At 71.3% G+C, this 15,230-nt stretch carries 16 protein-coding genes and 1 pseudogene; 4 read left to right on the top strand and 13 right to left on the bottom strand.

All coding sequences use genetic code 11. The features are described 5' to 3' along the window. The first annotated feature begins 149 nt into the window (after window positions 1-149). Both OG624_RS30065 and OG624_RS30060 read left to right on the top strand, forming a co-directional pair. Window positions 150-818: a potassium channel family protein gene (locus OG624_RS30065; RefSeq protein ID WP_078909129.1), complete on the top strand. Its 669-nt coding sequence runs from the start codon at window positions 150-152 to the stop codon at window positions 816-818. Then, window positions 815-1,477: a potassium channel family protein gene (locus OG624_RS30060; protein ID WP_030016274.1), complete on the top strand. Its 663-nt coding sequence runs from the start codon at window positions 815-817 to the stop codon at window positions 1,475-1,477. The genes OG624_RS30065 and OG624_RS30060 overlap by 4 nt, the downstream gene beginning before the upstream one ends. Before the next feature lie 333 nt (window positions 1,478-1,810). Here the strand turns inward: OG624_RS30060 and OG624_RS30055 are convergent, their stop codons facing one another. From OG624_RS30055 to OG624_RS30025, 7 genes and pseudogenes are all read right to left on the bottom strand, one after another. Beyond that, window positions 1,811-2,551, bottom strand: a complete 741-nt coding sequence (locus OG624_RS30055) for a DUF3159 domain-containing protein (RefSeq protein WP_033217544.1) — start codon at window positions 2,549-2,551, stop codon at window positions 1,811-1,813. 3 nt (window positions 2,552-2,554) lie between these two features. Next, window positions 2,555-2,974 (bottom strand): OB-fold nucleic acid binding domain-containing protein, encoded by a 420-nt coding sequence (locus OG624_RS30050; protein ID WP_078626234.1) that lies wholly within the window; start codon window positions 2,972-2,974, stop codon window positions 2,555-2,557. Window positions 2,975-2,998: 24 nt separating this feature from the next. Next, the gene (locus OG624_RS30045) at window positions 2,999-3,685 is read right to left on the bottom strand and encodes a response regulator (protein WP_033217543.1); all 687 of its coding nucleotides are present in this window, start codon (window positions 3,683-3,685) and stop codon (window positions 2,999-3,001) included. After that, window positions 3,682-6,313, bottom strand: a pseudogene (locus tag OG624_RS30040) (DUF4118 domain-containing protein). The gene OG624_RS30045 and the pseudogene OG624_RS30040 overlap by 4 nt, the downstream one beginning before the upstream one ends. 222 nt (window positions 6,314-6,535) lie before the next feature. Further along, a complete protein-coding gene (locus tag OG624_RS30035) occupies window positions 6,536-7,252 on the bottom strand; it encodes a DUF3710 domain-containing protein (RefSeq protein ID WP_371589871.1) in 717 nt (238 codons plus the stop codon). Window positions 7,253-7,313: 61 nt separating this feature from the next. Next, window positions 7,314-7,859, bottom strand: coding sequence for a dUTP diphosphatase (dut, locus tag OG624_RS30030; protein WP_030008773.1), 546 nt, complete (start codon window positions 7,857-7,859; stop codon window positions 7,314-7,316). After that, on the bottom strand, window positions 7,859-8,443 hold the full coding sequence (locus tag OG624_RS30025; RefSeq protein WP_371640009.1) for a PaaI family thioesterase: 585 nt from the start codon (window positions 8,441-8,443) through the stop codon (window positions 7,859-7,861). Before OG624_RS30025 ends, dut begins: the two co-directional genes overlap by 1 nt. 58 nt (window positions 8,444-8,501) lie before the next feature. On the opposite strand from OG624_RS30025, the gene OG624_RS30020 reads away from it, so the two are divergent. Then, window positions 8,502-8,966, top strand: coding sequence for a DUF3093 domain-containing protein (locus OG624_RS30020; protein ID WP_161293198.1), 465 nt, complete (start codon window positions 8,502-8,504; stop codon window positions 8,964-8,966). Window positions 8,967-9,019: 53 nt separating this feature from the next. Here OG624_RS30020 and OG624_RS30015 read toward each other — a convergent pair whose 3' ends face one another. From OG624_RS30015 to OG624_RS30000, 4 genes are all read right to left on the bottom strand, one after another. Then, the gene (locus OG624_RS30015) at window positions 9,020-9,952 is read right to left on the bottom strand and encodes a hypothetical protein (protein ID WP_352163090.1); all 933 of its coding nucleotides are present in this window, start codon (window positions 9,950-9,952) and stop codon (window positions 9,020-9,022) included. 12 nt (window positions 9,953-9,964) lie between these two features. Next, window positions 9,965-10,261, bottom strand: coding sequence for a DUF4193 domain-containing protein (locus tag OG624_RS30010; RefSeq protein WP_030008769.1), 297 nt, complete (start codon window positions 10,259-10,261; stop codon window positions 9,965-9,967). A 381-nt stretch (window positions 10,262-10,642) separates the two neighbouring features. Further along, the gene (locus tag OG624_RS30005; RefSeq protein ID WP_030713153.1) at window positions 10,643-11,887 is read right to left on the bottom strand and encodes a sensor histidine kinase; all 1,245 of its coding nucleotides are present in this window, start codon (window positions 11,885-11,887) and stop codon (window positions 10,643-10,645) included. Between the two features lie 5 nt (window positions 11,888-11,892). Next, on the bottom strand, window positions 11,893-12,546 hold the full coding sequence (locus tag OG624_RS30000) for a response regulator transcription factor (RefSeq protein WP_030008767.1): 654 nt from the start codon (window positions 12,544-12,546) through the stop codon (window positions 11,893-11,895). A 243-nt stretch (window positions 12,547-12,789) separates the two neighbouring features. Here OG624_RS30000 and OG624_RS29995 point away from each other — a divergent pair, with 243 nt between their 5' ends. Continuing rightward, complete coding sequence (locus OG624_RS29995) at window positions 12,790-12,969, top strand: hypothetical protein (RefSeq protein ID WP_030713155.1); 180 nt, start codon at window positions 12,790-12,792, stop codon at window positions 12,967-12,969. A 150-nt stretch (window positions 12,970-13,119) separates the two neighbouring features. Here the strand turns inward: OG624_RS29995 and OG624_RS29990 are convergent, their stop codons facing one another. Together OG624_RS29990 and OG624_RS29985 are read right to left on the bottom strand one after the other, a co-directional pair. Continuing rightward, window positions 13,120-13,923 carry an inositol monophosphatase family protein gene (locus OG624_RS29990; protein ID WP_371588612.1) on the bottom strand — a complete coding sequence of 268 codons (804 nt, stop codon included), beginning with the start codon at window positions 13,921-13,923 and terminating at the stop codon, window positions 13,120-13,122. Window positions 13,924-13,934: 11 nt separating this feature from the next. After that, window positions 13,935-15,089, bottom strand: a complete 1,155-nt coding sequence (locus OG624_RS29985) for a ferrochelatase (RefSeq protein ID WP_033217530.1) — start codon at window positions 15,087-15,089, stop codon at window positions 13,935-13,937. Window positions 15,090-15,230: the final 141 nt, after the last annotated feature.

Raw genomic sequence — 15,230 nt, 5'->3', positions numbered from 1 at the left:
TTCCTCCCCACCCGCACCACCACTGCGGCGCAAGAGGTCCCATGGGTGACCGCCCGTGTGTAGCTTGGGCCATGGTCTGAGACCCTGTTAAACCAGAGCATGCAATGAGGCTGGGAACCAGCGAGTCGCTGACAGCCGGAAGGACGGCCGTGCACATCGTCATCATGGGTTGCGGAAGAGTGGGCTCCGCCCTCGCGCAAACCCTGGAACAGCAGGGGCATACGGTCGCCGTCGTCGACCAGGACCCCACCGCATTCCGCCGGCTCGGCGCCGGCTTCGGCGGCCGCCGCGTCACCGGTGTCGGCTTCGACCAGGACACCCTGAGGGAGGCGGGAATCGAGGACGCGGGCGCCTTCGCCGCCGTCAGCAGTGGTGACAATTCCAACATCATCGCCGCCCGCGTGGCTCGCGAGATGTTCGGCGTCGAGAACGTCGCGGCCCGCATCTACGACCCCAAGCGCGCCGAGGTCTACCAGCGCCTCGGCATCCCCACCGTCGCCACCGTGCGGTGGACCGCCGACCAGATGCTGCGCCGGCTGCTCCCCTCGGGCGCCGAGCCGCTGTGGCGCGACCCGAGCGGCGGGGTGCAGCTCGCCGAGGTGCACACCTCCCCCGCGTGGATCGGCCACAAGGTCAGCAGGCTCCAGGAGGAGACGGGCGTCCGCGTGGCGTTCCTCACCCGCCTGGGCGAGGCGATGCTGCCCACGTCGGCGACGGTCCTGCAGGAGGGCGACCTCGTCCACGTGATGATGCGCACGGACGAGATCGACAAGGTCGAGGCGGCGTTCGCCGAAGGGCCTGAGGAGGCACACGCATGAGGGTCGCGATCGCCGGTGCGGGCGCGGTGGGTCGCTCCATCGCGGGTGAACTGCTGGAGAACGGCCACGAGGTGCTCCTGGTCGACAAGGCCCCGACGGCCATCTCGGTCGAGCGGGTCCCGCAGGCCGAGTGGCTGCTCGCCGACGCCTGCGAGATCACCTCGCTGGACGAGGCCGCGCTGCAGCGCTGCAACGTGGTCATCGCGGCCACCGGTGACGACAAGGTCAACCTCGTCGTCTCGCTGCTCGCCAAGACCGAGTACGGGGTCCCGCGTGTGGTGGCCCGCGTCAACAACCCGAAGAACGAGTGGCTCTTCAACGAGTCCTGGGGCGTCGACGTCGCCGTGTCCACACCGCGCCTGATGTCGGCCCTGGTCGAGGAGGCCGTGAGCGTCGGCGACCTGGTACGGCTGCTGCGCTTCAGCCACGGCGACGCCAACCTCGTCGAGCTGACCCTGCCGGCCGACTCCTCGGTCGCGGGCACCCAGATCGGCGACATCGCCTGGCCCGAGGACACCTCGCTGGTCACGATCATCCGGGGCAACCGGGTCCTCACCCCGCACGGGGAGGAGACCCTGGAGCCGGGCGACGAGCTGCTCTTCGTGGCCGCCCAGGCCCGCGAGGAACAGCTGGAGGACCTCCTCCAGGCCCGCCGCTAGCCCTGCGGGCACGCTCGACGACGAAGGGGCGCCCCCGCGCGGGGGCGCCCCTTCGGGCTTCCCCGCCACCCTGCCGTCCCGGACGCCTCCGCCGCGACCGGCCGGTGCCAGGCCCTGCGCGCCGGGGCAGGCCCTCCGGCCGCGGGCACACGCTCCTGGCGTCCGACTCGGGGGGCGCCGTCGGCCCCTACGGGCCCACCCGCGCGCCGCTCCGAACGCGCGGGCGTGCGCGCGGACCCGCGTTCCTCACCCGCCCGGAGCCGTGGCGGCAACGCGATGGGGCGGGACCGGCCTCGTAGGTCGGTCCCGCCCCATCGCGTCTGCTTCGGCCCGTCAGGCCTTCGGCCCCTTGGCGGCGGCCTCGGCGGCCTCCTTGGCCTCCCACTCCGCGATCACGTTGATCGGCGGCGGCGCCTTCGCCAGGAAGAGCCAGGTGAAGTACACGGCGAGCACCATCGGCGGAAGCTTCAGCGCGACCAGCACCCAGCCCAGCTGCGTGGCGTCGCCCCAGAAGTACAGCGGGAAGAGGATCGCGTACTTGGCGAGGAAGATCAGGCCCCAGGCCAGGCTGGCCTTGACGTACGCCTGCTTGCGCCCGGGGTTGCGGGTGCGCCAGGACAGGTTCTCCTTGAACACCGGCCCCAGGATCACACCGAGCAGGGGGTAGCCCACGAGCGCCGAGAGCGTGAAGGCCACGCCCAGACCCGCGCCGTAGATCATGCCGGGCAGGTAGAAGCCCTTCGCGTTGTCCGTGAAGAGGGCGAAGGCCACGCCCACGCCCACGCCGAAGACACCGCTGAAGGCGTGCTTGACGGTGTCCTTGCGGACGAGCCGCACGATCACCAGCAGGACGGCGACGGCGCCCGCGGCGATCGCGGACATCTGCACGTTCTTGTTGATCGTGAAGATCATCACGAACAGCAGGCCCGGGAGCATCGTCTCCACGGTGCCCCGGATGCCGCCGAAGGCATCGAAGAGCGCCGCCTGGGTCACGGCCTTCTGGTCCTCGGACGGGGCGGCGGCGTGCCGCGGCCCCGACGGTTCCGGGGTGGTCGGTTTGTCGAGTGACGTCACCGGTCAGTGCTCCTGTCCGAGCGGGCGGAGTTCGTACTTCGGGTTGAAGAGCACCCGACGGCCGTGGGTCATGGAGATGCGCCCCGAGGCGATCATGCGGCGGCCGGGCTCGATTCCCACGATCGAGCGACGCCCGAGCCAGACCACGTCCAGCGCGGCCGAGCCGTCGAAGAGCTCGGCCTCCAGGGCGGGGACGCCCGCACGCGGCCGCAGGGTGACCGTACGCAGGGTCCCGGTCACCTTGACTATCTGACGGTCGTGGCAGTCGCAGATCCGCGTACACCCCGCGGCTTCTGCGTCCTCCTGCAGCTCCGCCGAATGCAGCTCCTCCTGGGAGGTGGACAGCCGCTCAATCATCCGGCGGAACCGGCCCGCAGGCCTGGCCGGCTTCGCGGGCTTCTCGGGACGCGGTTCAGCACTCATACAGGAAGCGTACCGGCGTGCGCACTACCGCTCGAAGCGGTATCCCATGCCCGGCTCGGTGATGAAGTGCCGCGGGTGCGAGGGGTCCGCCTCCAGTTTGCGCCGCAGTTGGGCCATGTAGACCCGCAGGTAGTTCGTCTCGGTGCCGTACGAGGGCCCCCAGACCTCCTGGAGCAGTTGCTTCTGGCTGACCAGCTTGCCGCGGTTGCGGACCAGGACCTCCAGCAGGTGCCACTCGGTGGGCGTCAGGCGTACGTCGCGGCCCTCGCGCACGGCCTTCTTGGCGGCCAGGTCCACCGTGAAGTCGTCCGTCTCGACGATGACCTCGTCCTCGCCGGAGCCCGCGGCCGGTTCCGCCCGGCGGACGGCGGCGCGCAGCCGTGCCAGCAGCTCGTCCATGCCGAAGGGCTTGGTGACGTAGTCGTCGGCGCCCGCGTCCAACGCCTCGACCTTCTCGTCGGAGCTGTGGCGGGCGGAGAGGACCAGGATCGGTACCCGGGTCCAGCCGCGCAGACCCTTGATCACCTCGACGCCGTCCATGTCGGGCAGTCCGAGGTCCAGGACGACGACGTCGGGGTGGCGGGCGGCCGCGAGCTCCAGTGCGGTCGCGCCGTCGGCCGCCGCGTCGACCTCGTACCTGCGCGCCTTCAGGTTGATCACAAGGGCTCGGACGATCTGCGGCTCGTCTTCCACCACGAGCACCCGGGTCATTGAGGTCCTGCCTTCTGTCGCGTCATCCGATCACGGTCGTGATCAAGTTCTATCGGTTCCACGGGTTCCATCGGATCCGTCGGTTCCGTCGGTCCCGTGGGTCCCGTCGGTTCCTCCGCCCGGACGCCGATCGCCGCGCGCAGGGTGAGCACCATGGTCAGCCCGCCCCCCGGGGGTGTCCTCGGCCGTCAGGGTGCCGTCCATGGCCTCGGCGAACCCGCGGGCGACGGCGAGCCCGAGGCCCACGCCGGCCCCGCGCGGGGCGTCCCCGTACCGCTGGAAGGGGGCGAAGATCCGGTCCTTGGCCTGGTCCGGCACGCCCCGCCCGCGGTCGACGACCCGGACCTCGACCCGGTCGCCGAGGCAGCTGGCCGCCACCAGGACGGGCTCCCCCGCCGGGCTGTACTTGACGGCGTTCTCCACCACGTTGGCCACGGTCCGCTCCAGCAGCCCCGGGTCCACCGCCACCATCGGCAGCGTCTCGGGCACGTCCAGCAGCACGCTGTCCTCCGGTACGCCGCCCAGCGCCATCGGGACCACCTCGTCGAGGTCGATCTCGCGGATCAGCGGGGTGACGGTGCCGGTCTGCAGCCGGGACATGTCGAGCAGGTTGCCCACCAGGTGGTCGAGGCGGTCGGCGCCGTCCTCGATGCCTTCGAGGAGCTCGGCCCGGTCCTCCTCGCTCCACTCCACGTCGGCGGAGCGCAGGGAGCTCACGGACGCCTTGATGGAGGCCAATGGCGTACGGAGGTCATGGCTGACGGCGGCCAGCAGCGCGGTGCGGATCCGGTTGCCCTCGGCCATGCGGCGGGCCTCCTCGGCCTCGTCGACCAGCCGCTGGCGGTCCAGGACCACGGCCGCCTGCGCCGCGAAGGCGCCGAGCACCCGGCGGTCCTCGGCGGGCAGCACCCGGCCGGACAGGGCCAGGGCCATGTGGTCCCCGATGGGCATGTCCACGTCGGCGTCCTCGGGCCGGGCGACGGGACTCGGGCCCACGCTGCCGGCCGGTTTCCACGGCTCCACGTCGCCGGCCCGCTCCAGCAGGGCCACGGACTCCATGGCGAAGGTCTCGCGGACCCGCTCCAGCAGGGCGTCCAGCGTGGTCTCGCCGCGCAGCACGCTGCCGGCCAGGAAGGAGAGGATCTCGGACTCGGCGCGCAGCCGGGCCGCCTGGTGGGTGCGCCGGGCGGCCAGGTCCACCACGGAGGCCACCGAGACGGCGACCCCGAAGAAGACGGCGATGGCGACGATGTTCTTGGGGTCGGACACCGTGAACCGGTGCAGCGGCGGCGCGAAGAAGTAGTTCAGCAGCAGCGAGCCGAGGGCGGCCGAGGCCAGGGCCGGCCAGAGCCCGCCGAGCAGTGCGGCCGCCACCGTCAGCGACAGGAAGAGCAGCATGTCGTTGGCGAGGCCGAGGTCCGCGTCGACGTGCGTGAGCAGCAGGCACAGCAGGACGGGGAGGATCGTCCCCACCACCCAGCCGGCGATGATCCGGGTCCGCCCGAGCCGGGCCGCCGAGCGCACCACGGGCAGGCCGCGGCCCTTGGCGACGTGCTCGTGCGTGACGATGTGGACGTCGAGGTCGGGCCCCGAGTCGCGGGCGACGCTCGCGCCGACGCCGGGTCCGAAGACGTACTGCCAGGAGCGGCGGCGGCTGGAGCCGAGCACGATCTGGGTGGCGTTGACCCCGCGTGCGAAGGCGAGCAGGGCGTCGGGGATGTCGTCGCCGATGACATGGTGAAAGGTTCCGCCCAGGTCCTCGACCAGGGTCCGCTGGACGGCGAGCTCCTTCGGCGAGGCGGCGGTCAGCCCGTCGCTACGGGCGATGTAGACGGCCAGGATCTCGCTGCCGGAGCCCTTGGCGGCCATCCGCGAGGCCCGCCGGATGAGCGTGCGTCCTTCCGGCCCGCCGGTGAGCCCGACGACGATCCGCTCCCGCGCCTGCCAAGTGGTGCGGATGTCGTGCTCGCCCCGGTACTGCTGGAGATACTCGTCCGCCCGGTCGGCCACCCACAGCAGCGCCAGCTCGCGCAGGGCGGTGAGGTTGCCCGGTCGGAAGTAGTTGGACAGGGCCGCGTCGACCTTCTCGGGCTTGTATATGTTCCCGTGGGCCATCCGCCGGCGCAGTGCCTGCGGGGACATGTCGACCAGCTCGACCTGGTCGGCCCGGCGGACCACCTCGTCCGGCACGGTCTCGCGTTGCCGTACCCCAGTGATCGACTCGACCACGTCGCCGAGCGACTCCAGGTGCTGGATGTTCACGGTGGACACGACGTCGATGCCGGCCCGCAGCAGCTCCTCGACGTCCTGCCAGCGCTTGGCGTTGCGCGAGCCCGGCACGTTCGTGTGCGCGAGTTCGTCCACCAGCGCTATGGCGGGCCGGCGGGCGAGGAGCGCGTCCACGTCCATCTCGGTGAAGGCGGCCCCCCGGTACGTCAGGACCTTGCGCTCGACCTGTTCGAGGCCGTGGAGCATGACCTCCGTGCGCGGCCGGCCGTGATGCTCGACGAAGCCGACGACACAGTCCGCGCCGCGCTCCACCCGGCGATGGCCCTCGGAGAGCATCGCGTAGGTCTTGCCCACACCGGGTGCCGCGCCGAGGTAGATCCTGAGCTTGCCGCGTCCCATGCGCCCCATTCTCCGGGACGTCCACGCCGCGCACGCACCGATCCGGGGCCCGGCGGCGATCCCTGACGGATCCCTGACGCGGCACGGGCACGACACGGCTACGGCAGGGGCACGACACCGGTACGGCACGGCGTCGACAAGACGATGGGCCCCACCCCCAAGGGGTGGGGCCCATCGGCCGAAACACATGACAGCCCCCCTGTGCGCGGGGGCCGTCCGAGGTCAGCGGACCTCGGTGATCTCCGGGCCGCGGTCGAGCTGTCCCATGCCGCCGCCGAAGCGGGAGCCTTCCTGGTCGTCCGTCTGCACGCCGTCCGGCACCATCTGGGCGTCGTTCGGCAGCTTCAGGACGATCGGGTCGCGGGGAGCCATCGGGCCGTCACCGCGGACGACGACGGTGTCCCGGAAGATCTGCTCCAGCACACCCGCCGACTCGGGGCGCACGGCGCCCTGGCCGGAGATGACGCCGCGCAGGAACCAGCGCGGGCCGTCGACGCCGACGAAGCGGACCAGCTGGGCGCCGGTCTGCCCGTCCGGGAGCGGTACGGGCACCTGTGCGCGCAGCTCCCAGCCCAGCGAGCCCTGGGCCTCGTCGATGATGCCGCCCTGCTGGGTGATACCCGAGGCGATCTCCTCGCGGACCTCGCCCCAGATGCCTTCCTTCTTGGGCGCGGCGAAGGCCTGCAGCTGCACGGCGCTGTCACCCAGGACCACGGTCGCGGCCACGATCGCGTCACCGGCGACCTCGACGCGCAGCTCCATGCCCTCGACACCGGGTACGAGGATGCCGCCCAGGTCGACCCGACCGTCGGCCGGGTTCCCGAGTACCTCGGAGACGTCCCAGGGGCCGTCGGGCCGCGGGGCCGGCGGCAGGTTCACCCGACGCGGGGCGACACTGTCCTGCTCGCCCGCGTCGTCCTGCTCGGCGACGCCGTCCACGACCTGCTCGGTCGCGCCGCCGTCATGGGCGGAGTCGTTCTTCTTGCGACGTCCGAACACGTCACTGTCCTTCCCGGTCGGTTACGACCGAAGCGTAGCCATTCCCACCCTGCTGACCAGCCCCGGATCCGGCCACGGCCGCATGCCCGCCGGTGGAGCCGAAGCCCCCCTCGGCCCGGGCCGAGCCGGGAAGTTCCGCCACCTCGTGGAAGCGCACCTTCTCGACCCGCTGGACAACCAGCTGGGCGATGCGGTCGAAACGCTCGAACCGGACGCTCTCGCGAGGGTCGAGATTGACCACGATCACCTTGATCTCCCCACGGTACCCGGCATCCACCGTCCCCGGGGCATTCACGAGCGCGAGCCCGCAGCGTGCGGCCAGGCCTGACCGCGGGTGCACGAACGCCGCGTACCCGTCGGGCAGGGCGATCGAGACTCCGGTGGGCAGGACGGCGCGCTCGCCGGGCTCCAGCTCGGCGGCCTCGGTGGTGACGAGGTCGCAGCCGGCGTCGCCGGGGTGCCCGTATGCCGGAATCGGCACCTCCGGGTCGACGCGGCGGATCAGTACGTCGACCGGCCGGTGGGAGTCGTGGTTGCTCTGGGACATCAGGGGTTCACCTCAAAGGCGCGTGCGCGCCTGACCTGGTCCGGGTCGGCCATCGCCGCCTGGATCTCCTCGGGCCGTCCGTTGTCGATGAAGTGGTCGACCTTCACCTCGATGAAGAGGGCGTCGGCACGTACGGCGACCGGGCTCTGCGGTCCGCCTGTCCGGCCGACGGCCGTGCAGTAGATCTTCCGCCCGGCGACGGCGGTGACCTCGGCCTCCAGGTACAGCACGGTGTCCACCGGCACGGGCCGCACGAAGTCGGTCTCCAGCCGTCCCGTCACCGCGATGACGCGCAGCAGCCAGTTCAGGGAACCGAGCGTCTCGTCGAGCGCGGTGGCGAGCACCCCGCCGTGGGCGAGACCGGGTGCACCCTGGTGCGCGGGCTTGACGGTGAACTCGGCGGTGACGCTCACGCCCTCGCCCGCCCGGGCCTCCAGGTGCAGTCCGTGGGGCTGGCCCCCGCCGCACCCGAAACAGTGCTCGTAGTGCGCGCCGAGGAGCTCGCCGGGGGCGGGCGCGTCAGGGTGCCTGACCGGCGCGGCGGCGTCGGCCGGGGGCGTCAACGCTGTGTTTCGTCCACTCACAGCCGCAGACCTTACCCGCGCGGCTACCCACCGGTCGCCTCGTGGCAGGCTTGACCGTATGCAGCTCTCCACCGCGCACCACGACGAACGTCTGACCGCCCCCCGCTCCTGGTGGGGCATCGCCGTACTGGTCGGCCTCGCCTGCGCCTTGATGCTGCTGCCGCTGGGCACGATGCCGCTGCTGGTCGGGCTGGTCGGGGGCACCGCGCTGGCCGGTCTGGTCGTGAGTTCGTACGGTTCCGCGCGCGTGCGCGTGGTGGGCGGTGCGCTGGCGGCCGGGGACGCGCGGATCCCGGTGACGGCCCTGGGTGAGCCCGAGATCCTGGACGCCGAGGAGTCGCGCGCCTGGCGCACGTACAAGGCGGACACGCGGGCCTTCATGCTGATGCGCAGCTACGTGCCGACCGCGGTCCGCGTCGAGGTCACCGATCCGGCCGACCCGACCCCGTACGTGTACGTGTCCACCCGCGAGCCGAAGGCCCTGGTGGCGGCCCTGCTCGCCGCCCGCGAGCAGGCGGCCTGACCGGCCGGTGGCACCGGTGGCCCGGCCGGGACGGATCGCCCCGGCGGGGGACCTCAGCCCTGCGCGGAGGGATCCGCGGCCTCGAGTGCGATCCTGGTGGCCTCGGGAAGGGGCTGTACGGGCCGCTCCAGGGGCGGCAGGGAGTTCAGGGACTCCCAGGCCACGGCCCGCGTGCGCAGGTCACCACGGACCTTCTCGGCGAGCTTGCGGGTGTCCCGCCGGTTCATGACCGCGCCGACGGCGGCGCCCACCATGAACGGCATGAGGTTCGGCAGGCTGCGGAACATCCGCTTCATGATCTGCTGGCGCAGTTCGCGCTTCATCTGCCCGCCGAGCGCCGCGTTCAGCGTGGTCGGCTTGGTCAGGTCGACCCCGCGCTCCTCCGTCCAGGCGGTCAGGTAGGCGAGGCTGCGTTCCTTGACGCCGCCCTGGGGGCGTCGGCCGTACACCTCGTGGAGTTCGGCGATGAGCTTGAGTTCGATGGCCGCGACCGCGGTGATCTCGGCCGCCAGTTCCGCCGGCATGGCGGGCGGCACGGGCAGCATGGCCGCGGCGCCGATTCCCGCGCCCACGGTCGAGGTGGCGGCGCAGGCGCCCGAGACCAGCTTTTCGGCGAGCTGCTCGGGGCCGAGGCCCGGGAACTGCGCGCGCAACGTCGCGAGGTCCCGAACCGGAACGCGCGGTGCGTTCTCGATGATCCTGTCGGTGACGTAGAGGGCGGCGTCCTTGACGCTTTCACCGCCCTTGCGCACACCGTTCTTGACGGCTTGCATCCGACGAGCCCCGAAGCGGTGCCGGGACCCTTCGTCGGGATCGGTTTCCGACGGCACCGCCGGGGCGGTGTCGGAAGGTATGGCGATCGCCGCACTGGCGGAGCCGCCGGAAGCCCCAGGAGCCGTTTCCGGATCCATGGATGCCACCTGCGTCTCCGCCGGATCACCAGATTTCCGGAAGCGTCGCTTCCGAAAGGGTGTGGAGCCAGCCACGGCAGACGCCTATCAGTCGCAGTCGCGACAGATCGGCTGGCCGTTCTTCTCACGTGCCAGCTGGCTGCGGTGGTGCACCAGGAAGCAGCTCATGCAGGTGAACTCATCGGCCTGCTTGGGCAGGACCCGGACGGCCAGCTCCTCGTTGGAGAGGTCCGCACCGGGAAGCTCCATGCTCTCGACAGAGTCGAATTCGTCCATGTCCGCGGACGAGGTCGACTTCTCGTTGCGCCGAGCCTTCAGCTCTTCGATGCTGTCGTTGTCGACGTCATCGTCGGTCTTGCGCGGGGTGTCGTAGTCCGTTGCCATTGTTCGCTCTCCCCCTCTGGGTGTTAGCGGTGTCTCAGCGCACGTAACGCACGAGAGGCCGGACTTGTGCCCGACCTGAGGCGGAGATTTTGCCTCACATCAAGGTCTGTTACTCAATCGACACCCAGCCGCCCGCCCGAAGGACGATTGGCTGGGATGACGAGCGGGACCGTACACGGTCCGAGGGCCGTCATGCACAAACGCCACCCCGTGTATTTCCCGCCATACGAGGGGCCGGAAACCCGGACTTCCCGGGCTTTCCGGCCGTGCCGGGGTCACCGAACGCACATGGCCCGACACCGGCCACTGTGATCGATCACACAGGACCGGTTGTTTTCACAGGGCAAGCATTCAGCCAAAAGCGAACACGAGGCCGGGGTCTCACAAGGGAAGAGTGACACGCATCACGAGGCCACCGCCTTCCCGGGGCATCGCCTGGATCCTGCCGCCGTGTGCGCGCGCCACGGAGCGCGCGATCGACAGACCCAGTCCGACACCCTTGTCGCTGCCCGTGCGCTCCGTACGCAGCCGCCTGAAGGGCTCGAAGAGGTTGTCCACCTCGTACGCGGGAACAACGGGACCCGTGTTCGATACCAGGAGGACCGCCTGATCGTGCTGTGCCTCGGTGACGACCTCCACCCAGCCGTCCTCCGGCACGTTGTACCGGACGGCGTTCTGCACCAGGTTCAGGGCGATCCGCTCCAGCAGTACCCCGTTGCCCTGGACGACGGCCGGCGCGCGCTCGCCGCGGATCTCCACTCCCTTCGCCTCGGCCTCGCCGCGCACCTGATCGACGGCGCGCGACGCGACCTCCGCCAGGTCCACGGGTTTGCGCTCGACGATCTGGTTCTCGCTGCGGGCCAGCAGCAGCAGGCCCTCGACCAGCTGCTCGCTGCGCTCGTTGGTGGCGAGCAGGGTCTTCCCGAGCTGCTGGAGCTCGACGGGAGCCCCCGGGTCGGAGAGGTGGACCTCCAGCAGGGTCCGGTTGATCGCGAGCGGGGTCCGCAGCTCGTGCGAGGCGTTCGCGACGAACCTCTGCTGGGCCGTGAAGGCCCGCTCCAGCCGGTCCAGCATCTCGTCGAACGTGTCGGCGAGCTCCTTGAGCTCGTCGTCCGGCCCGTCCAGCTCGATCCGCCGGGTCAGGTCGGAGCCGACCACGCGGCGGGCGGTCCGGGTGATCTTGCCCAGCGGCGAGAGCACCCGGCCGGCCATCGCGTAGCCGAAGGCGAAGGCGATGATGCTCAGGCCGAGCAGGGCCATCAGGGAGCGGCTCAGCAGGTCGTCCAGCGCGTGGCGGCGCTGCTCCAGCGCGCACGCCTTCATGGCCGAGTTGAACTCGTCGTAGGACTGGTTGATGCTCACCACGGGGCAGGTGGGGCTGGTGACCTTGACGTTCTGGCCGCCGACGATCTCGTACATGAGCGCGTTGCCCTCACGCAGGGCCTGCGCCGCCAGCAGGTAGATGATCGACAGCAGCAGGATCCCCGCGATCAGGAACATCCCGCCGTACAGCAGCGTGAGTCGTATCCGGATGGTCGGCCGCAGCCACGGGAAGGGACCCTCGGGCTGGCCGGGGTCCCATGTCGGTTTCGGTGGCGCAGCCGGTGGCGCCGGGGTGGTTGCCACGCGCATCAGATCCGGTATCCGGAACCGGGCACGGTCACGATGACGGGCGGCTCACCCAGCTTGCGACGCAGGGTCATCACGGTCACCCGCACGACGTTGGTGAAGGGGTCGGTGTTCTCGTCCCAGGCCTTCTCCAGCAGCTGCTCGGCGGAGACGACGGTCCCCTCGCTGCGCATGAGCACCTCCAGCACCGCGAACTCCTTGGGCGCCAGCTGGACCTCCTTGCCCTCGCGGAACACCTCCCGCCGGTTCGGGTCCAGCTTGATGCCGGCCCGCTCCAGTACGGGCGGCAGCGCGACCGTGGTGCGCCGCCCGAGGGCCCGCACGCGGGCGGTCAGCTCGGTGAAGGCGAAGGGCTTGGGCAGGTAGTCGTCCGCGCCGAGCTCCAGGCCCTCCACCCGGTCGCTGACGTCGCCGGAGGCGGTCAGCATCAGCACGCGGGTGGGCATGCCGAGCTCGACGATCTTCCGGCACACGTCGTCACCGTGCACGAGCGGGAGGTCCCGGTCGAGCACGACCACGTCGTAGTCGTTCACGCCGACCCGCTCCAGGGCGGCGGCGCCGTCGTACACGACGTCCACGGCCATGGCCTCCCGGCGTAGTCCGGTGGCCACCGCATCGGCGAGCAGCTGCTCGTCCTCGACGACGAGTACGCGCACGTCGTTTCCTTCCTCCGAGCCCAGAAGGGCACACGTGTATTGCGTCGCCCATCCTGCACGTTTCGGCCGTAAACCGGCTGTAAGGCGGCTCGTGGAGGGGCTGACGGGGCGGAAGTGAGGATTCCCTGGCCTGCCGAGGTTTCTGGGACCAGGGCGCAGGGGAGGACGAGATCACACCCCATCCACTCCCTGACGGCGGACAGCCACGCCGCCGCCGACCCACGAAGAGGGGGCGAACCCACCATGGACGCATTCACCGCGGGTCTCCTGCAGCGCATCAGGAACACGCAGTCGGACCTCAGGCACGCCCGCGAGACGGGCGACGACTTCCTCGCGGAAGTGGAACTGGCGGAGCTGGAGGATCTCCAGCGCCTGGCCGCCGAGCACGGTGTCCCCGTCTCGGCCGCCGTACCCGCCTGCTGATCCCCCGATCGGCCGGCCCGCCGTACTCGCACGACTCCCGCACGGCTCCCGCACGACTCGTACGCGGTTCCGAACGAACTCGGCTTCCGCACGACCTCCGCACGACGTGGACCCCGGGCGCCCCAGTGGGCGGCCGGGGTCCACGTGCTTTCAGTCGTGCCAGGCGCCGGACTCCTCCAGCAGCGGCTGCAGCGAGGCGAACACGGCCGGCGTGGCGGCCAGGGTCAGCTCGCCCGAGGCCGGCTCACCGGGACGGCCCCCGGTCAGGGCTCCGGCCTCCCGGGCGATCAGGTCACCGGCGGCCAGGTCCCACGGGTTCAGTCCCCGCTCGTAGTACCCGTCCAGCCGTCCGGCGGCCACGTCGCACAGGTCCAGCGCCGCCGAGCCGCCCCGCCGGATGTCCCGCACCAGCGGGATGATCCGCGCCACGACCTCGGCCTGGTGGGCCCGTCGGGTCTGCACGTACGCGAATCCGGTCCCCAGCAGCGCCTGGTCCAGCGGCGCCGCCGGCCGGCAGGCGAGGGGGGTCGTACCCAGCCACGCGCCGCCGCCGAGGACCGCGTGGTAGGTCTCCCCGCGCATCGGGGCCGCCACGACGCCCACCACGGTCTCGCCTCCGTACTCGGCCGCGATGGACACGCCCCAGCTCGGGAGCCCGTAGAGGTAGTTCACGGTGCCGTCCAGCGGGTCGACGACCCAGCGCACCCCGCTCGTCCCCGGGGTGTCCGCGCCCTCCTCGCCCAGCAGCCCGTCCTCGGGCCGCCGCTCGGCGAGGATGCCGGTGATCAGCTTCTCCGCCGCGATGTCCATCTCGGTCACCACGTCGATGGGGCTGGTCTTCGTCGCCGCCACGGCCAGGTCGGCCGGGCGGCCGTCGCGCAGCAGGGCTCCGGCCTGTCGGGCGGCCTCCAGGCCCACGTCCAGCAGTTCGGCCTTCAGCTCGTCAGAGATCACGGTCCCACTTCCTACGCGTACGGACTGTCCACGCCCGCGGCCGCAGGCCGGGGGCCCCGCGCCGGGCAGCAGCCCACCGCGCACAGGTCATGACTCTGCCCCAGGGTGCCGACCCAGCACTCCGCCGCCGGCTCCCCGCGTTCCTTGGCGGCCCGCTCCAGCACCAGCTCCCGTACCGCCCCCGCGAAGCGCGGATCGGCGCCGACGGTCGCCGAGCGCCGCACGGGCAGGCCCAGCTCGGCCGCCTTCGCGGTGGCCTCGGTGTCCAGGTCGTAGAGGACTTCCATGTGGTCGGAGACGAAGCCGATGGGCACCATGACGACGGCGGGCGCGCCGGCGGCGTGCAGGGTCTCCAGGTGGTCGCAGATGTCCGGCTCCAGCCACGGGATGTGCGGGGCGCCGCTGCGGGACTGGTAGACGAGCTCCCAGGTGTGCGCGGTCCCGGTGCGTGCGGCCACCTCGTCCGCGATCACCTTGGCGACGTCGAGGTGCTGCTTGACGTACGCCCCGCCCTCACCGTCCTCGGTGTGGTCCTCGATCGGACCGGAGGTGTCCGCCGCGGCGGTCGGGATGGAGTGGGTGGTGAAGGCGAGGTGCGCGCCGGAGCGCACCTTCTCGGGCAGCTCGGCGAGCGAGGCCAGCACCCCGTCGATCATGGGTTCCACGAAGCCGGGGTGGTTGAAGTAGTGCCGCAGCTTGTCGACCCGCGGCAGTTCCACCCCCTCCTCGGCGAGCGTGGCCAGCGCGTCGGCGAGGTTCTCGCGGTACTGGCGGCAGCCCGAGTACGAGGCGTACGCGCTGGTCGCGAGCACGGCGATGCGGCGGCGTCCGTCGGCGGCCATCTCCCGCATGACGTCGGTCAGGTACGGGGCCCAGTTCCGGTTGCCCCAGTAGACCGGCAGGTCCAGCCCGTGCCCGGCGAAGTCCCCCCGCAGCGCGTCCAGCAGCTCGCGGTTCTGCCCGTTGATCGGGCTGACCCCGCCGAACCCGAAGTAGTGCTGTCCGACCTCCTTGAGCCGCTCGCGCGGGATACCGCGCCCGCGCGTGACGTTCTCCAGGAAGGGCACGACGTCGTCCGGTCCCTCGGGGCCGCCGAAGGACAGCAGCAGGAGGGCGTCGTAAGGGGCGGCGGAGCCGCCGTCGGGGGCACGGAGCTGGTCTGACATGCCTCGAATCCTGCCACCCGGCGCCCGCACCCGGACAACGGACCCGGCCCGTCCCACACCTCGGACAGCAGGTAAGGTCACCCTTACTTCCTGTCGGTATTTTCCCCATGCGGGCGCCTTGTCGGCAGACGTAATCTGTGT

The organism is Streptomyces virginiae, assembly GCF_041432505.1.
Lineage (GTDB): Bacteria > Actinomycetota > Actinomycetes > Streptomycetales > Streptomycetaceae > Streptomyces > Streptomyces virginiae_A.
The sequence above is the reverse complement of the archived record's forward strand: the minus strand, read 5'-3'. Positions and strand labels throughout refer to the sequence as shown.